Raw genomic sequence first — 14,956 nt, forward strand, 5'->3', positions numbered from 1 at the left:
GGGATGAATCATGGAGTTCAGAAAATGATTCATCGCGGTCTGGGCGCTTGCCCATGGTGCGATTAAATCCTACCTTTCTGGGCAAGGATCGAAGGAGCAGTGCCATGGGGCATGTCGACAAGCGCAGCATTACCCTTTCCCCCGAACTCGCGGCGGCCGTGGACGACGTGGTGGCCGCCGGCGAATATGCCTCGGCCAGCGAGGTCGTTCGCGACGCCTTGCGGCAGTGGAAGGAACGGCGTGACCTGTTCGGCTATACGCTCGAGGAACTGCGGGCGCTGGTACAGGAAGGCATCGATAGCGGGCCGGGGAAATTCGCTTCGATGGATGAAATCAAGGCCGAAGCGCGGAGGCGACGGAAAGCCGGTGATGCGGCATGACTTCCTTGCCGGTAAGGCGGAATTCCCGCGCGGAAGAAGACCTGATTGGAATCTGGCTTTATGTCGCGCATGAGAACGAAGCCGCAGCCGATCGCCTGCTTGATCGCCTTGAAGCGCGTTGGCGACAACTGGCGATGTTTCCCTTGTCCGGCGCGGCGGTCGAGGGCGTTGGAAGCGGCGTTCGCCATGTTGTGGTCGGGGACTATGTGACCTTCTATCGGGTGGATGCCGACGCTGTGGAAATCCTGCGCGTGCTGCATGGCCGGCGCAATATCGAGCGGGACGAGATCGGGGGCTGACCGGATCAGCCGCCGAGCCGATCCAGCGAGGCCTTGATCGCCTCCCATAGCGGTTCGGTCGGCTCGCAGCCGACCGAAAGCCGTACGAAGCCCGGCGGCACGGCATCGCCACGCCGCGTACGGCGCTCGGCCGAGGTGTGGACGCCGCCGAAGGAGGTTGCCGCCTGCATCAGCGCGCAGCCGTTGATGAAATCCTCGGCCTTGTCCTCGGTGTCCAGAACCAGGCTGATGAGGAAGCCGAAACGCTCCATCTGCGCGCTGGCGAGATTGTGCGACGGGTCGTTTTCGAGGCCCGGATAGCGCACGCTGCGCACGGCCGGATGGTGTTGCAACCGGCGCGCGACCACGCCGGCGCTGGTGCACATGCGCTCGAAGCGGACTTCCAGCGTCTCCAACCCGCGATGCACCAGCCATGCGTCGAACGGGCTCGGAATGCAGCCGGACGTCTTGCGCCAGTCCTGCACGGCCGTGATGATGTCCGGGTCGCGGCTGGCGACATGGCCGAACAGCACGTCGGAATGGCCGTTGGGCGCCTTGGTGTCGGCCGCCACGACGATGTCGGCGCCGAGGTCGAGCGGGCGCTGGCCGAACGGCGTCATCGTCGTGTTGTCGACGATGAGCAGCGCACCGGCCGCATGGGCGACCTTCGCCACCGCCGCGATGTCGCAGATGTCGAGCCCGGGGTTCGACGGCGTTTCGACGAAGGCGAGACGATAGCGCTCGAAACCGCCGTCGAGATAGGAGGCGGTCGGCCGCACGTCGTATTCGACGCCGAAGCCCTGCAGGTAGCGCTCGACCACGCCGCGCGAGGTCGGATAGCCGTCCGAGGGCAGGAGCACGCGGTCGCCGGCCTTGAGCAGGCCGAAGAACACCGACGAGATCGCCGCCATGCCGGAAGGAAACGCAACGCAGGGGGCGTTTTCCATATGCGCAAGCATCTCTTCCACCGCCGCCCATGTCGGGTTGGAAAAGCGGCCATACTGGTTGAAGCCGGTCGCGTCGCCGGGCGCGTGATAGATCGCGGCCATGGTCAGCGGCAGCGGGATCGGATCGCCCTTGGCGAAAGTGCTGTCGCGCAGGTGGGAAAGTTCGGCGGCGCGCCGTGCGGTATCGGACATGGAATGACGGACCTGTGGTCTGGGAGGGCTGTTTCGACGCTATGCCTGACGGCCATCCACGGCAAGCATTGTCGAAGGCCGCGGCATTTCTAAACGGTTCGTTAGGCTTAATAGAGGATAAAGGCGAGGATGCCGTCAAAGCCGTTGCTGGTGGGGCGGCAGCCTGATTCGTGAAGCCTGGTCCCGTTGACGCCCATAGTACCCCATGTTATCCCGGTTCGATATTCAAGCCTTCGTTTCGAGTCACGGTGAAGCGTGCGCCGCTCCGGCAGCCATTGCGGCTGCGGGGCTGTCGATTCCCGTCGATGGAACGGGAGCGGGTGCGAACGTAAGGCCGCGTTGCGACGACGCCGGCGGACCAGGAACGGGGAGGGTTGCGGCCGCGGCCGCCGGACATCATGGAGCGCTTTCTGTCGAATGCCGTGAACCGGATCGACGCCAAGGGGCGGGTTTCCGTGCCGGCGCATTTCCGCTCGGTCGTCCAGAAGCGCGGCTATTCGCAGCTTTACGCCCTGCGTTGCCTGGATGTCTCGGCCATGGATGTCGGCGGGCTCGACCTGCTCGACCGCTACGAGCAGCGGATCGCGCAGGAGGACCCGTTCCTGCAGACGGCGGACGACATGTCGTTCTTCTGCCATGGCGACGGCAGCTTCCTGAAGCTCGACCAGGACGGTCGCATAACGGTGACGGATTTCATGCGCGAACATACCGGCATTACGCAGGAAGTGGCTTTTGTCGGGCGGGGCGCCTTTTTCCAGATTTGGGAGCCGGGCCGGCTTGCCGCCTACGGGGCGCAGGCGCGCGCGCGGCTGTTGCAGCTTCGGCAGGGGACGAGGGAGCTGCCGGAATGATGGCGGATCACGGCGATGATTTTCTCGCCGCCAGCGGACAGGCCCGCCACATTCCGGTCCTTCTCGGCGAAGTTCTCGATGCGCTGGCCCTGAAACAGGGCGACCGCATCGTCGACGGCACGTTCGGCGCCGGCGGCTACAGCCGCGCCATTCTCGAAGCCGGGGCCGAGGTCATCGCTATCGACCGCGACCCCGATGCCATCGCGGCCGGCCGGGCGCTGGAAGCGGAATCGAACGGCCGGCTCCGGCTCGTGCAGGCTCCGTTCTCGACGCTGGACCAGCATGGCGAGGAGGTGGACGGCGTCGTGCTCGACATCGGCGTTTCCTCGATGCAACTCGATGAAGCCGGGCGCGGCTTTTCCTTTCGCGCCGACGGGCCGCTCGACATGCGCATGGCGCAGGCGGGCCTCAGCGCCGCCAACGTCGTCAACGGCTTCAAGGCGGGCGACCTTGCTCGCATCTTCGGTTTCCTCGGTGAGGAGCGTCACGCCGGCCGCATCGCCCGCATGATCGAGGCGCGGCGCCAGAAGCGCTCGTTCGAGCGCACGCTCGACCTTGCCGACGCCATCGAGACCCACATCGGCCGCAAGCCGGGCGACAAGATCCACCCGGCGACGCGGGTGTTCCAGGCGCTGCGCATCTATGTCAACGACGAGCTCGGCGAGCTGGCCAGGGCGCTGTTCGCCGCCGAGCGGGCGCTGAAGCCCGGCGGGCGGCTTGTCGTGGTGACGTTCCATTCGCTGGAAGACCGCATCGTCAAGCGCTTCATCGCCGACCGCGCGGACGCGGCCTCCGGCTCGCGTTACCTGCCGCAGGTGCAGGCGCGACCGGCCACGTTCCTCAAGGGCGGCAGCGCTGTCCCGGGCGCGGACGAGACCGCCCGCAATCCGCGCGCCCGTTCGGCGCGCCTGCGTGCGGCCACCCGCACCGAGGCGCCGGCGCGCGGCGATGATTTTTCCATCTTCGGCCTTCCGAAGCTTCCCGGCATCGATGCGCCGGGCGAGAGGTGAGCGTCCATGTTCCGAACCAGTGACATCGTGCTGATTGCCGTGATGGTCGCCGCCGCCGCCATGACCTACACGATCAAGCGCAATGCCGAAGTACAGGTGGCGGCGGTGCACAAGCTCAAGGCGCAGATTCGCACGGAAGAGGACACGATCAACCTGCTGAAAGCCGACTGGAGCCTGCTGACCCAGCCGGGACGCCTGCAGAAGCTGACCGAACTCTACCAGCCGCAACTGGAACTCGCGCCGGTCGGCGGCCGCCAGATCGTCGGCATGGATGCGCTGCCTCCGCGCGTGCTTTCCATCGAGAACCTGACGGCTGAAAAATTCGATCTGGAACCAGACGACGGGATTCTCGGCCAGGATCCGATTGCGACCGGAGGCATCCAATGATCGGCAAGCTGCTGCGGCGCGCATCGAAGGAACAGGACCCCGGGTCCATCATCGTCGACGGCGCACGCAAGGCGACCGGCGGCAAGGCGCGCAACCGCGTGTTGATGACCATGGCGGTGTTCTTCAGCATCTATGCCACGATCGCCGGCAGGCTGGTCTATCTCGGCTCGATCGACAACGACGCTTCCGGCGCGCCGCCCAGCCGCGTCACCACCTCGCGCCCCGACATCGTCGATCGCAACGGCGAACTGCTCGCCACCGACATCAAGACCGCCTCGCTCTATGCCGAGCCGCGCCATATCGTCGATGCCGACGAGGCGATCGAGAAGCTCGCCACCGTGCTTCCCGAGATCGACTACGAGCAGACCTATAACAAGCTCAAGAGCGGCGCCGGCTTCGTCTGGCTGCAGCGCCAGCTTACGCCCAAGCAGCAGAACGACATCATGCAGCTCGGCGTTCCCGGCCTCGGTTTCCGCACCGAGAAGCGCCGCTTCTATCCGAGCGGCAGCACCTCGGCCTACATCGTCGGCCTGACCAACATCGACAACCAGGGCATCTCCGGCATGGAGAAATACATCGACGGGCAGGGCCTCAGCGACCTGCAACTGTCGGGCCTTGCCGATCCCAAGGATTTGGCGCCAGTGAAGCTGTCGATCGACCTTCGGGTCCAGCACATCGTGCATGACGAGATCGCGGTGGGCATGGAAAAATACCATGCCATCGCCGCCGGCGCGGTGGTGCTCAACGTCAAGACCGGCGAAGTGCTGGCGATGGCCTCGGTGCCGGATTTCGACCCGAACAACCCCTATAACGCGCAGGACAAGGACCGGCTGAACCGCATGTCGGCCGGCCTCTACGAGATGGGCTCGACCTTCAAGAGCTTCACCACGGCGATGGCGCTCGATTCCGGCAAGGTGTCGCTGAGCACGAAGTTCGACGCCACGCGGCCGATCCGCATCGGCCGCCAGACTATCCACGATTTCCACGGCAAGGGGCGCTGGCTGACGGTGCCGGAGGTGTTCATCTACTCCTCCAACATCGGTTCGGCCAAGGAAGCCGAGGCGGTCGGCATCGAGGGACATCGCGAGTTCCTGCACCGGCTCGGCATCCTGGAGAAGATGCAGACCGAGTTGCCGGAAGTGGCGCGGCCGACCGAGCCGAAAGTGTGGAAGCAGGTGCACTCCATCACCATCGCCTTCGGCCACGGCGTCTCGACCACGCCGCTGCAAACGGCGGTCGGGTGCGCAGCGCTGGTGAACGGCGGCTACCTGATCGAGCCGACCTTCCTGGCGCGCACGCAGGAAGAGGCCAACGCGGTGGCCAAGAAGGTGGTCAGCGAAAAGACCAGCGACGCCATGCGCTACGTCTATGCGCTCAACGCGGAAAAGGGCTCGGGGCGCAATGCGCGCGTTCCCGGCTACCGCGTCGGCGGCAAGACCGGCACGGCGGAAAAGGTCGTCAACGGCCGCTACTCGAAGGATAAGAATTTCAACGCCTTCGTCGCGGCCTTCCCGATGGACGATCCGCAGTACATCGTGCTGACGATCGCCGACGAGCCGAAGGCCGAGAAGCCGGGCATGGGCGCGACCGCTGCCTCCAACGCCGGCATCATTGCCCGCAACATCATCGCCCGTTCCGCGGCTCTTCTTGGCGTCAAGCCGGATTTCAGCCATGAAAACGGTGCAACGCTGGTTTCCATGGAGTGATTCTCATGGCGTGCCGGCAACGGCGCGCCGTAGGTGCAAGACCGGGGGAAACCCGGATTTGGTGGGACGAACGGATTTCCATGAAGCTTGAAGACCTCGCCGGCATCCTGCCAGTCGCAGACGCAGCGCTCTCCGACCTGGCGGTAACCGGCCTCTCGTCCGATTCCCGGCAGGTGCAGCCGGGCAACCTGTTTTTCGCCCTTGCCGGCAGCAAGGCGGATGGCGGTGCCTATGCCGCCGATGCCGTCCGGCGCGGCGCGGTCGCCGTCGTTTCCGGCAGCGGGCGGGATTTTTCCGGCCTGGCGGTTCCGGTGCTGGCGGTCGAGGACCCGCGCCTGGCGCTGGCGCTTGCCGCCGCGCGCTTCTTCGGCGCACAGCCCGAGACGACGGTGGCGGTGACCGGCACCAGCGGCAAGACCTCGGTCGCCGCCTTCACCCGCCAGATCTGGCAGCAGGCCGGCTTTGCCGCGGCTTCCATCGGCACCACCGGCGTGGTGGCGCCGGGGCGCAACGAATACGGTTCGCTGACGACGCCTGATCCGGTCGCGTTGCACAGACTGCTTGCCGAACTCGCCGGGTCAGGGGTCACCCATGCCTCGATGGAAGCTTCCAGCCACGGCCTCGACCAGCGCCGGTTGGACGGCGTGCGGCTGAAGGCGGGCGCCTTCACCAATCTCGGCCGCGACCACATGGACTATCACCCGACCGTCGAGGATTATCACCGCGCCAAGCTGCGCCTGTTCGACAGCCTGCTGCCCAAGGGTGCGCCGGCCGTGATCTTCGCGGACGATCCGTGGTCGGAGCCGACTGTCCGCGCCGCGCGCGCGGCCGGCCTCGACGTGCTCACCGTCGGCCGTCACGGCTCGTTCCTCAGCCTCAAGCGCGTCGAGCACGAGCGCCACCGCCAGCGTGCCGAGATCGGGGCCGGCGGCACGCTTTACGAGATCGACCTGCCGCTGGCCGGCGATTTCCAGATTTCGAACGCGCTGGTCGCGGCCGGCCTCGCCATCGCCACCGGCACGCCGGTGGCGAAGGCGCTGGTCGCGCTGGAGCATCTGCAGGGGGCGCCGGGCAGGCTCGACCTCGTCGGCACCACGGCTGCGGGCGCGCCGGTCTATGTCGACTACGCGCACAAGCCGGACGCCCTGGAAAACGTGCTGACGGCGGTCAGGCCCTTCACCACCGGCCGGGTGGTCATCGTGTTCGGCTGCGGCGGCGACCGCGATCGCGGCAAGCGCCCGATCATGGGCGAGATCGCCACGCGGCTCGCCGATGTCGCCATCGTCACCGACGACAATCCGCGTTCCGAGGAGCCGGCATCGATCCGCGCCGCTATCATGGCGGCCGCGCCGGGAGCGATCGAGATCGGCGACCGGCGTGAGGCGATCCATGCGGCGGTGGCGATGCTCGGCGGCGGCGACACGCTGATCGTGGCCGGCAAGGGGCATGAGGAAGGCCAGACCATCGGCGCCGAGACGCTGCATTTCTCCGACCACGAGGAAGTGCGCGCGGCGCTGAAGGAGCGCGCCGCATGAGTTTGCTGTGGACCTCCGATGCGCTGGTGGCGGCCATGGACGGCCGCCCGCTCGGCACGATGCCGGAAGGCGTCACCGGCATTTCGATCGATACGCGCAGCCTGCAGCCGGGCGAGGCCTTCTTCGCCATCAAGGGCGAGGCGATGGACGGGCACGACTTCGCCACGGCGGCGGTGAAAGCCGGGGCCGGGGTGCTGGTGGTGGCCGAAGGCAAGCTGCCGGCGCTGGGGCGGCTGGTCGCGCCGATGGTCGTGGTGCCCGACGTGCTGGAAGCGCTGGAAAAGCTCGGCCGCGCCGCGCGAGCCCGCTCGAATGCCAGGATCGTCGCCATCACCGGGTCGGCCGGAAAGACCAGCACCAAGGAGGCCATGCGCCAAGGACTTTCGTCCGTCGGCAAGGTGCATGCCTCTGACAAGTCGTTCAACAACCATTGGGGCGTGCCGCTGACGCTGGCGCGCATGCCGCAGGATTGCGACTACGCCATCTTCGAGATCGGCATGAACCATCCGGGCGAAATCCGGCCGCTGGTCAAGATGGTGCGGCCGCATATCGCGCTGGTCACGCTGATCGCGGCGGCCCATCTCGGCTTCTTCCGCAACCTCGACGAAATCGCCGCCGCCAAGGCCGAGATATTCGAGGGGCTGGAGCCGGGCGGCGCTGCGCTTCTCAACCGCGACGATCCGCGCTCGAAGCTGCTGGCCAAGGTGGCCGGCGAACTCGGCGTCGAGAACATCTTCGGCTTCGGCGAAAACCAGCGCTCGACCTATCGGCTGCTCGACTGCGCGCTGCATGCCGACCATTCCGTGCTGACCGCGAGGATCGCCGGCAAGGACATCGTCGCCCGCATCGGCGCGCCGGGGCGGCACATGGTGCAGAACGCGCTTGCGGTGCTGGGCGCGGCGCATCTGGCCGGCGCCGACGTGGCGCAGGTGGCGCTGGCGCTCGGCAACATCGAGGCGGAGCCGGGGCGTGGGCGGCGGCACACGCTGTCGCACCCGGAGGGGCCGTTCACGCTCATCGACGAAAGCTACAACGCCAATCCGGCCTCGATGCAGGCGGCGCTGGCGCTGCTCAACGCGACGCCGGTTTCCGGCCATGGCCGCCGCATCGCCGTGCTCGGCGACATGCTGGAACTGGGCGCGCATTCGGCGAAGCTGCACGCCGGCCTTGCCCAGCTGATCGTCGGCAGCGGCACGCAGACGGTGCTGCTCGGCGGGCCCGAAATGCAGGCCCTGGCCGACGCCTTGCCAGGTGACATCGCTACCGCCTACCGCGAGAGCGCCGAGGAACTGAAGCCTGTTCTGCTCGGCCTGGTGGGGCCGGGCGACGTGGTCATGGTCAAGTCGTCCAAGGGGATCGGCTTTTCGAAGCTCGTCGAGGCATTGCTCAAGAAATTTCCGGCGCGAGCCGATACGGCATAAGACCTGCCGGGGGACACGAACACATGTTTACGTTTCTTGTTGATTTTGCAGACCATTTTTCGGCCTTCAACGTCTTTCGCTACATCACCTTCCGCACCGGCGGAGCGCTGATCACCTCGGCGCTGATCGTCTTCATCTTCGGCCCGGGCATCATCCATTCGCTCCGGCTGAGGCAGGGCAAGGGCCAGCCGATCCGCGCCGACGGGCCGCAGACCCACTTCAAGAAGGCGGGCACGCCGACGATGGGCGGGCTGATGATCCTGACCGGCATCATCGTCTCGGCGCTGCTGTGGGCCAATTTGCGCAGCGTCTATGTCTGGGTGGTACTGTTCGTCACGCTCGGCTTCGGCGCCATCGGCTTCTACGACGACTATCTCAAGGTGACGAAGCAGTCGCATCTGGGCTTTTCCGGCAAGGCGCGGCTGACGTTCGAGTTCCTGATCGCCGGCATCGCCGCTTGGGTCATCATGCATGCCGGGCTGGAACCGTTCTCCTCGTCGCTGGCTTTTCCCTTCGCCAAGGAATTCCTGATCAATCTCGGCTGGTTCTTCATCCCGTTCGCGGCCTTCGTCACGGTGGGTGCGGGCAACGCCGTCAACCTCACCGACGGGCTCGACGGGCTGGCGATCGTGCCGATCATGATCGCGGCGGCCTCGTTCGGGGTGATCGCGTATCTTTCGGGTAACGCCGTCTTTGCCGAATACCTGCAGATCCACTTCGTGCCCGGCACCGGCGAACTGGCGGTCGTGCTCGGTGCGGTGATCGGGGCCGGCCTCGGCTTCCTGTGGTTCAACGCGCCGCCGGCGGCCATCTTCATGGGCGATACCGGCTCGCTGGCGCTGGGCGGCCTCATCGGCACGGTGGCGGTCGCCACCAAGCACGAGATCGTGCTGGTCATCGTCGGCGGCCTGTTCGTGGTGGAAATCCTCTCCGTCATCATCCAGGTCGGCTATTTCAAGATGACCGGCAAGCGCGTGTTCCTGATGGCGCCCATCCACCACCATTTCGAAAAGCTCGGCTGGACCGAAAGCCAGGTCGTCATCCGTTTCTGGATCGTCGCGGTGATGCTGGCGCTGATCGGCCTTTCCACGCTGAAGCTGCGGTAAGGACGCACCCGATGATCCCCGCCACGACATTTTCCGGCAAGCATGTGGCCCTGTTCGGGCTGGGCGGTTCCGGCATCGCCACGGCCCGCGCGCTGGTCGACGGCGGGGCCGAGGTGCTGGCCTTCGACGACAATCCGCAAAGCGTGGCCAAGGCCGGAGCCGACGGCATTCCGACTGCCGACCTGCGGGACATCGACTGGTCGCGGGTTTCCTCCCTCGTCCTTTCCCCCGGCGTGCCGCTGACGCATCCTAAGCCGCACTGGTCGGTGGAACTGGCGCGGGGTGCGGGCGTCGAGGTCATCGGCGACGTCGAACTGTTCTGCCGCGAGCGCATCGCCCACGCGCCGCAGGCGCCGCTGATCGCCATCACCGGCACCAACGGCAAGTCGACGACGACGGCGCTGACGGCGCATATCCTGAAGTCGGCCGGCCGCGACGCGCAGATGGGCGGCAATATCGGCCGCGCCGTGATGACGCTCGACCCGCTGCAGGCCGACCGGCCCTATGTGGTGGAGTGCTCCTCCTATCAGATCGACCTCGCGCCCTCGATCAACCCGACCGCCGGCGTGTTGCTCAACCTCACGCCCGACCATCTCGACCGCCACGGCACCATGCAGCACTACGCCTCCATCAAGGAGAGGCTGGTGGCGGGGGCCGAGACCGCGATCATCGGCATCGACGACAGCTGGTGCGCGCAGATCGCCGACCGGCTGGAGCGGGTCGGCAAGGACGTCGTCCGCATTTCCAAGCGGCTGCCGCTGACCGACGGCTATTTCGCCGACGGCACCGACCTGATGGAGGCGGTGGACGGCCGCTACAGCCGCATCGCCTTCCTCGAGGGCATCGGCTCGCTGCGCGGCCAGCACAATGCGCAGAACGCGCTGGCCGCCGTGGCCGCCTGCCTGAAGGCCGGGCTGGAACTCGGGGAGATCCAGTCCGGGCTGGAGAGCTTTCCGGGGCTGGAGCACCGCATGGAGCAGGTGGGCCGCAAGGGCCATGTCCTGTTCGTCAACGATTCCAAGGCGACCAACGCCGATGCGGCGGCACCGGCGCTGTCGAGCTTCCCGCGCATCTACTGGATCGCCGGCGGGTTGCCCAAGGAGGGCGGCATCGAGCCGCTGCGCGGCTTGTTCTCGCGGGTGGCGCGTGCCTACCTGATCGGCGAGGCGGCACCGGCGTTTTCGGCCACGCTCGGCGAAAGCGTGCCCTACGAGATCTCGGGCACCTTGCAGGCGGCCGTCGAGCATGCGGCCCGCGACGCGGAAGCCGACGACAGCGGCGAGGCGGTGGTGCTGTTGTCGCCGGCCTGCGCCAGTTTCGACCAGTTCCAGAACTTCGAGAAGCGCGGCGAATTCTTCAGGCAAGCTGCGCGTGCTATCGAAGGGGTGCTCCCAATCGGAGAGAAGCGATAATGGCACAGGCAAGCCGTCTCGACACAAGCCCGGTCGCCACATGGTGGTGGACCGTCGACCGTTGGTTCCTCGCCGCGTTCCTGTCGCTGATGGGGCTCGGCATCGTGCTTTCCTTCGCCGCCAGCCCGGCGGTGGCGCTGCGCATCGGTCTCGACCCGTTCCATTTCGCCACGCGACAGATCGTCTTCACGATCCCGGCGCTGGTGGTGATGCTGGCGGTGTCCTTCCTGGAATCGCGCTATATCCGCCGGCTTGCTCTGGTGCTGCTCGGCATCATGCTGGTGCTGATGGTCGCCGTTCTCTACGTCGGCGTCGAGGTGAAGGGCGCGCGGCGCTGGGTTTCGCTCGCCGGCCTGTCGATCCAGCCGTCGGAATTCCTCAAGCCGGCCTTCGTCATCGTCTGCGCGTGGCTGTTTGCCGAGCATCGGCGCCAGCCCGACATTCCCGGCAACCTGTTCGCCATGATCCTGCTGGTGGTGGTCATTTCGCTCTTGGTAGCGCAGCCCGACTTCGGCCAGACGATGCTGGTGCTGGGAACGTGGGGCGTCATGTTCTTCATGGCCGGCCTGTCGTGGGTATGGATCATCCTGCTCGGCGCCGCCGGTATTGCCGGCGTGTTTGCCGCCTATACGGTGTTCCCGCACGTTGCCGGCCGCATCGACCGCTTCATGACGGGCGAGGGCGATACCTACCAGGTCGACATGGGGCGCGAGGCCATCGTCAATGGCGGCTGGTTCGGCGTCGGGCCGGGCGAGGGCACGTTCAAGCGCGTCATTCCCGACAGCCATGCCGACTTCGTGTTCTCGGTCGCGGGCGAGGAGTTCGGCATCGTGCTGTGCTTCCTCATCATGTCGATCTTCGCTTTCATCGTGCTGCGCGGGCTGTCCACGGCCCTCAAGGAGCAGGACGATTTCAGCCGTTATGCGGTGGGCGGCCTCGTCACCGTCTTCGGCTTGCAGTCGGCGATCAACATGTGCGTGAACCTGCAGCTGATGCCGGCCAAGGGCATGACGCTGCCCTTCATCTCCTATGGCGGCTCCTCGCAGATCGCCATTGCCGTTTCCATGGGCATGGTGCTGGCGCTGACGCGCAGGAAGCCGCAGAAGCGGCGGCGGATCGGCTATTCCTCCGCTTCGATGATGCCGGCGGAATAGGGACTTGATGGCCAAGGGCACGATCCTGCTGGCGGCGGGCGGAACGGGCGGACACCTGTTTCCGGCCGAGGCGCTGGCGCACGAACTGACCGCGCGCGGCTGGAGCGTGCACCTGGCGACCGACGACCGGGCCGGGCGCTTTGCCGGGCAGTTTCCGGCGGTCGCCGTCCATCCGATCCGTTCCGCCACCTTCGGCTCGAAGAACCCACTGGCGCTGGCCAGGGCGTTCTGGAAGATATGGTCGGGCGTTCGACAGGCGTCGGCGCTGATCGGCAAGTTGAGGCCTGCCGTGGTGGTCGGTTTCGGCGGCTATCCGACGCTGCCGCCGCTTTATGCCGCCACGCGGCGCGGCGTGCCGACGATGGTGCACGAGCAGAACGCGGTGATGGGGCGCGCCAACCGGGCGCTGGCGCGGCGGGTCAGCGCCATCGCCGGTGGCTTCTTGCCGCAGGATCAGAGCGTCGCGGGGCAGAAGACCGTCACCACCGGAAATCCGGTGCGGCCGGCGGTATTGGATGCCTCGAAGGTTCCCTACGAAGCCTCGGCCGAAGGCGACCCGTTCCGGCTGCTGGTGTTCGGCGGCAGCCAGGGCGCACAGTTCTTTTCGGATGCCGTGCCTGCGGCGGTAGCGCTTTTGCCGGACGCCCTGCGCAAGCGGCTCGTCGTCACCCAGCAGGCGCGGGCCGAGGATGCGGCGAAGGTCGAGGCCGCCTATGCCGGCCTCGGCATGACGGCCGAGGTGTCGCCCTTCTTCACCGACATGGCGGCGCGCATCGCTGCGGCGCATCTGGTGGTTTCGCGCTCCGGCGCCTCGACCGTCTCCGAAATCGCCGTCATCGGCCGGCCGGGCTTGCTGGTGCCTTATCCTTATGCTCTCGATCACGACCAGGCGGCCAACGCAGCCGCGCTCGCGGCGGCGGGCGGTGCCGAGGTGCACCCGCAATCGAGCCTGTCGGCCGAACGGTTGGCGCAACTCATCCGCGGTTCGATGGACGACCCGCACAAGCTTGCCGCGATGGCCGCGGCGGCGAAATCGGCCGGCAAGCCCGACGCGACGCGGTTGCTCGCCGACCTGACAGAGGCTATTGCCTCGGGCAGAACCGTCGCCGAATTCAGGAAAGAGGTACACGCATGAAAATGCCGCAAACGATCGGCCTGGTGCATTTCATCGGCATCGGCGGCATCGGCATGAGCGGCATCGCCGAAGTGCTGCACAATCTCGGCTACAAGGTGCAGGGCTCGGACCAGTCCGACGGCGCCAATGTGCAGCGGCTGCGCGAGAAGGGCATCGAGTGCTTCGTCGGCCATGCCGCCGAGAACCTCGGCGATGCGGAAGTCGTGGTGGTGTCCACCGCGATCAGGAAATCCAACCCGGAACTGGTGGCAGCGCGGGAAAAGCTGCTGCCGATCGTGCGCCGCGCGGAAATGCTGGCCGAACTGATGCGCTTTCGCCAGGCGGTCGCCATCGGCGGCACGCATGGCAAGACCACGACCACGTCGATGGTGGCGACGCTGCTCGATGCCGGCGGGCTCGATCCGACCGTCATCAACGGCGGCATCATCAATGCCTATGGCACCAATGCGCGCATGGGCGACGGCGAGTGGATGGTCGTCGAGGCCGACGAGAGCGACGGCACCTTCCTGAAGCTGCCGGCCGACATCGCCGTCATCACCAATATCGACCCGGAACATCTCGACCATTATGGCTCTTTCGATGCGGTGCGCGATGCGTTCCGCCAGTTCGTGGAGAACGTGCCGTTCTACGGCTTCGGCGTCATGTGCACGGACCATCCGGAGGTCCAGGCGCTGGTCGGCCGCATCGACGACCGCCGCGTCATCACCTATGGCGCCAACGCGCAGGCCGACGTGCGCTTCGTCAACCACCGCATGAACGGCGCGTCGTCCGAGTTCGATGTGGTGATCCGCGACCGCAAGGGCGGCCAGACCGAGATCGCCGGGCTTCGCCTGCCGATGCCGGGACGCCATAACGTGTCCAACGCCACGGCGGCGATCGCGGTGGCGCATGAGCTTGGGCTGTCGCCCGAGGCGATCCGCAAGGGGTTGTCGTCCTTCGGCGGCGTCAAGCGGCGCTTCACCCACACCGGTTCGTGGAATGGCGTCGAGGTGTTCGACGACTACGGCCATCACCCGGTCGAGATCAAGGCCGTGCTGAAGGCGGCGCGCGATGCCACCAAGGGGCGCATCATCGCGGTTGCGCAGCCGCATCGCTTCACCCGCCTGCACGATCTGTTCGACGAATTCGCCACCTGCTTCAACGAAGCCGACACGGTGATGGTGGCGCCCGTCTACCCGGCCGGCGAAGACCCGATCGAAGGCGTGTCCTCCGATGCGCTGGTGGCACGCATGCGCGCCGGCGGCCATCGGGACGCCCGCTACATCGAAGGTCCGGCAGCGATTGCGCCTGCCGTGAGAGATCTCGCCAAGCCGGGCGACTTCGTCGTTTTCCTCGGCGCCGGCAACATCACCCAATGGGCCTACGCCCTGCCGAAGGAACTGGCGGCGCCGGGAGGAGCGACTTGAGCAGTGTCGCACCCGTTATTACCCCCACCCCTAGCC

At 66.7% G+C, this 14,956-nt stretch carries 14 protein-coding genes; 13 read left to right on the plus strand and 1 reads right to left on the minus strand.

What is annotated here, in order from left to right; all coding sequences use genetic code 11:
- Window positions 1-104: 104 nt before the first annotated feature.
- Together ACFOHJ_RS19520 and ACFOHJ_RS19525 are read left to right on the plus strand one after the other, a co-directional pair.
- A complete protein-coding gene (locus ACFOHJ_RS19520; RefSeq protein ID WP_378223669.1) occupies window positions 105-380 on the plus strand; it encodes a type II toxin-antitoxin system ParD family antitoxin in 276 nt (91 codons plus the stop codon).
- Window positions 377-679, plus strand: a complete 303-nt coding sequence (locus ACFOHJ_RS19525) for a type II toxin-antitoxin system RelE/ParE family toxin (protein ID WP_378223671.1) — start codon at window positions 377-379, stop codon at window positions 677-679. The genes ACFOHJ_RS19520 and ACFOHJ_RS19525 overlap by 4 nt, the downstream gene beginning before the upstream one ends.
- 5 nt (window positions 680-684) lie before the next feature.
- Here ACFOHJ_RS19525 and ACFOHJ_RS19530 read toward each other — a convergent pair whose 3' ends face one another.
- The gene (locus ACFOHJ_RS19530) at window positions 685-1,797 is read right to left on the minus strand and encodes a cystathionine gamma-lyase (protein ID WP_378223673.1); all 1,113 of its coding nucleotides are present in this window, start codon (window positions 1,795-1,797) and stop codon (window positions 685-687) included.
- A gap of 398 nt (window positions 1,798-2,195) precedes the next feature.
- On the opposite strand from ACFOHJ_RS19530, the gene mraZ reads away from it, so the two are divergent.
- The 11 genes from mraZ to murC all read left to right on the plus strand — a co-directional run bounded on the left by mraZ (window position 2,196) and on the right by murC (window position 14,920).
- A complete protein-coding gene (gene mraZ / locus ACFOHJ_RS19535; protein ID WP_378223676.1) occupies window positions 2,196-2,648 on the plus strand; it encodes a division/cell wall cluster transcriptional repressor MraZ in 453 nt (150 codons plus the stop codon).
- Window positions 2,645-3,658, plus strand: coding sequence for a 16S rRNA (cytosine(1402)-N(4))-methyltransferase RsmH (rsmH, locus tag ACFOHJ_RS19540; RefSeq protein ID WP_378223679.1), 1,014 nt, complete (start codon window positions 2,645-2,647; stop codon window positions 3,656-3,658). The genes mraZ and rsmH overlap by 4 nt, the downstream gene beginning before the upstream one ends.
- 6 nt (window positions 3,659-3,664) lie before the next feature.
- Window positions 3,665-4,045 (plus strand): cell division protein FtsL, encoded by a 381-nt coding sequence (gene ftsL, locus ACFOHJ_RS19545; protein ID WP_378223682.1) that lies wholly within the window; start codon window positions 3,665-3,667, stop codon window positions 4,043-4,045.
- Window positions 4,042-5,751: a peptidoglycan D,D-transpeptidase FtsI family protein gene (locus ACFOHJ_RS19550; protein WP_378223685.1), complete on the plus strand. Its 1,710-nt coding sequence runs from the start codon at window positions 4,042-4,044 to the stop codon at window positions 5,749-5,751. Before ftsL ends, ACFOHJ_RS19550 begins: the two co-directional genes overlap by 4 nt.
- 80 nt (window positions 5,752-5,831) lie before the next feature.
- Window positions 5,832-7,286 (plus strand): UDP-N-acetylmuramoyl-L-alanyl-D-glutamate--2,6-diaminopimelate ligase, encoded by a 1,455-nt coding sequence (locus ACFOHJ_RS19555; protein ID WP_378223688.1) that lies wholly within the window; start codon window positions 5,832-5,834, stop codon window positions 7,284-7,286.
- A complete protein-coding gene (locus ACFOHJ_RS19560) occupies window positions 7,283-8,707 on the plus strand; it encodes a UDP-N-acetylmuramoylalanyl-D-glutamyl-2,6-diaminopimelate--D-alanyl-D-alanine ligase (RefSeq protein WP_378223691.1) in 1,425 nt (474 codons plus the stop codon). Before ACFOHJ_RS19555 ends, ACFOHJ_RS19560 begins: the two co-directional genes overlap by 4 nt.
- Before the next feature lie 23 nt (window positions 8,708-8,730).
- Complete coding sequence (gene mraY / locus ACFOHJ_RS19565; RefSeq protein ID WP_378223694.1) at window positions 8,731-9,813, plus strand: phospho-N-acetylmuramoyl-pentapeptide-transferase; 1,083 nt, start codon at window positions 8,731-8,733, stop codon at window positions 9,811-9,813.
- A gap of 11 nt (window positions 9,814-9,824) precedes the next feature.
- Window positions 9,825-11,225, plus strand: coding sequence for a UDP-N-acetylmuramoyl-L-alanine--D-glutamate ligase (murD, locus tag ACFOHJ_RS19570; RefSeq protein WP_378223697.1), 1,401 nt, complete (start codon window positions 9,825-9,827; stop codon window positions 11,223-11,225).
- Window positions 11,225-12,379 carry a putative lipid II flippase FtsW gene (gene ftsW, locus ACFOHJ_RS19575; RefSeq protein ID WP_378223700.1) on the plus strand — a complete coding sequence of 385 codons (1,155 nt, stop codon included), beginning with the start codon at window positions 11,225-11,227 and terminating at the stop codon, window positions 12,377-12,379. Before murD ends, ftsW begins: the two co-directional genes overlap by 1 nt.
- Window positions 12,380-12,386: 7 nt before the next feature.
- Window positions 12,387-13,514 carry an undecaprenyldiphospho-muramoylpentapeptide beta-N-acetylglucosaminyltransferase gene (gene murG / locus ACFOHJ_RS19580; protein ID WP_378223702.1) on the plus strand — a complete coding sequence of 376 codons (1,128 nt, stop codon included), beginning with the start codon at window positions 12,387-12,389 and terminating at the stop codon, window positions 13,512-13,514.
- Window positions 13,511-14,920, plus strand: a complete 1,410-nt coding sequence (gene murC, locus ACFOHJ_RS19585; protein ID WP_378223704.1) for a UDP-N-acetylmuramate--L-alanine ligase — start codon at window positions 13,511-13,513, stop codon at window positions 14,918-14,920. The genes murG and murC overlap by 4 nt, the downstream gene beginning before the upstream one ends.
- The last annotated feature ends 36 nt before the right edge of the window (window positions 14,921-14,956 follow it).

It is taken from the genome of Aquamicrobium soli (genome assembly GCF_042646345.1).
Classification (GTDB): Bacteria; Pseudomonadota; Alphaproteobacteria; order Rhizobiales; family Rhizobiaceae; genus Mesorhizobium; species Mesorhizobium soli_A.

Coding starts and splice junctions, on each gene's coding strand:
- ACFOHJ_RS19520 (WP_378223669.1), top strand. CDS start 105: ATGGGGCATGTCGACAAGCGCAGCATTACCCTTTCCCCCGAACTCGCG.
- ACFOHJ_RS19525 (WP_378223671.1), top strand. CDS start 377: ATGACTTCCTTGCCGGTAAGGCGGAATTCCCGCGCGGAAGAAGACCTG.
- ACFOHJ_RS19530 (WP_378223673.1), bottom strand. CDS start 1,797: ATGTCCGATACCGCACGGCGCGCCGCCGAACTTTCCCACCTGCGCGAC.
- mraZ (WP_378223676.1), top strand. CDS start 2,196: ATGGAGCGCTTTCTGTCGAATGCCGTGAACCGGATCGACGCCAAGGGG.
- rsmH (WP_378223679.1), top strand. CDS start 2,645: ATGATGGCGGATCACGGCGATGATTTTCTCGCCGCCAGCGGACAGGCC.
- ftsL (WP_378223682.1), top strand. CDS start 3,665: ATGTTCCGAACCAGTGACATCGTGCTGATTGCCGTGATGGTCGCCGCC.
- ACFOHJ_RS19550 (WP_378223685.1), top strand. CDS start 4,042: ATGATCGGCAAGCTGCTGCGGCGCGCATCGAAGGAACAGGACCCCGGG.
- ACFOHJ_RS19555 (WP_378223688.1), top strand. CDS start 5,832: ATGAAGCTTGAAGACCTCGCCGGCATCCTGCCAGTCGCAGACGCAGCG.
- ACFOHJ_RS19560 (WP_378223691.1), top strand. CDS start 7,283: ATGAGTTTGCTGTGGACCTCCGATGCGCTGGTGGCGGCCATGGACGGC.
- mraY (WP_378223694.1), top strand. CDS start 8,731: ATGTTTACGTTTCTTGTTGATTTTGCAGACCATTTTTCGGCCTTCAAC.
- murD (WP_378223697.1), top strand. CDS start 9,825: ATGATCCCCGCCACGACATTTTCCGGCAAGCATGTGGCCCTGTTCGGG.
- ftsW (WP_378223700.1), top strand. CDS start 11,225: ATGGCACAGGCAAGCCGTCTCGACACAAGCCCGGTCGCCACATGGTGG.
- murG (WP_378223702.1), top strand. CDS start 12,387: ATGGCCAAGGGCACGATCCTGCTGGCGGCGGGCGGAACGGGCGGACAC.
- murC (WP_378223704.1), top strand. CDS start 13,511: ATGAAAATGCCGCAAACGATCGGCCTGGTGCATTTCATCGGCATCGGC.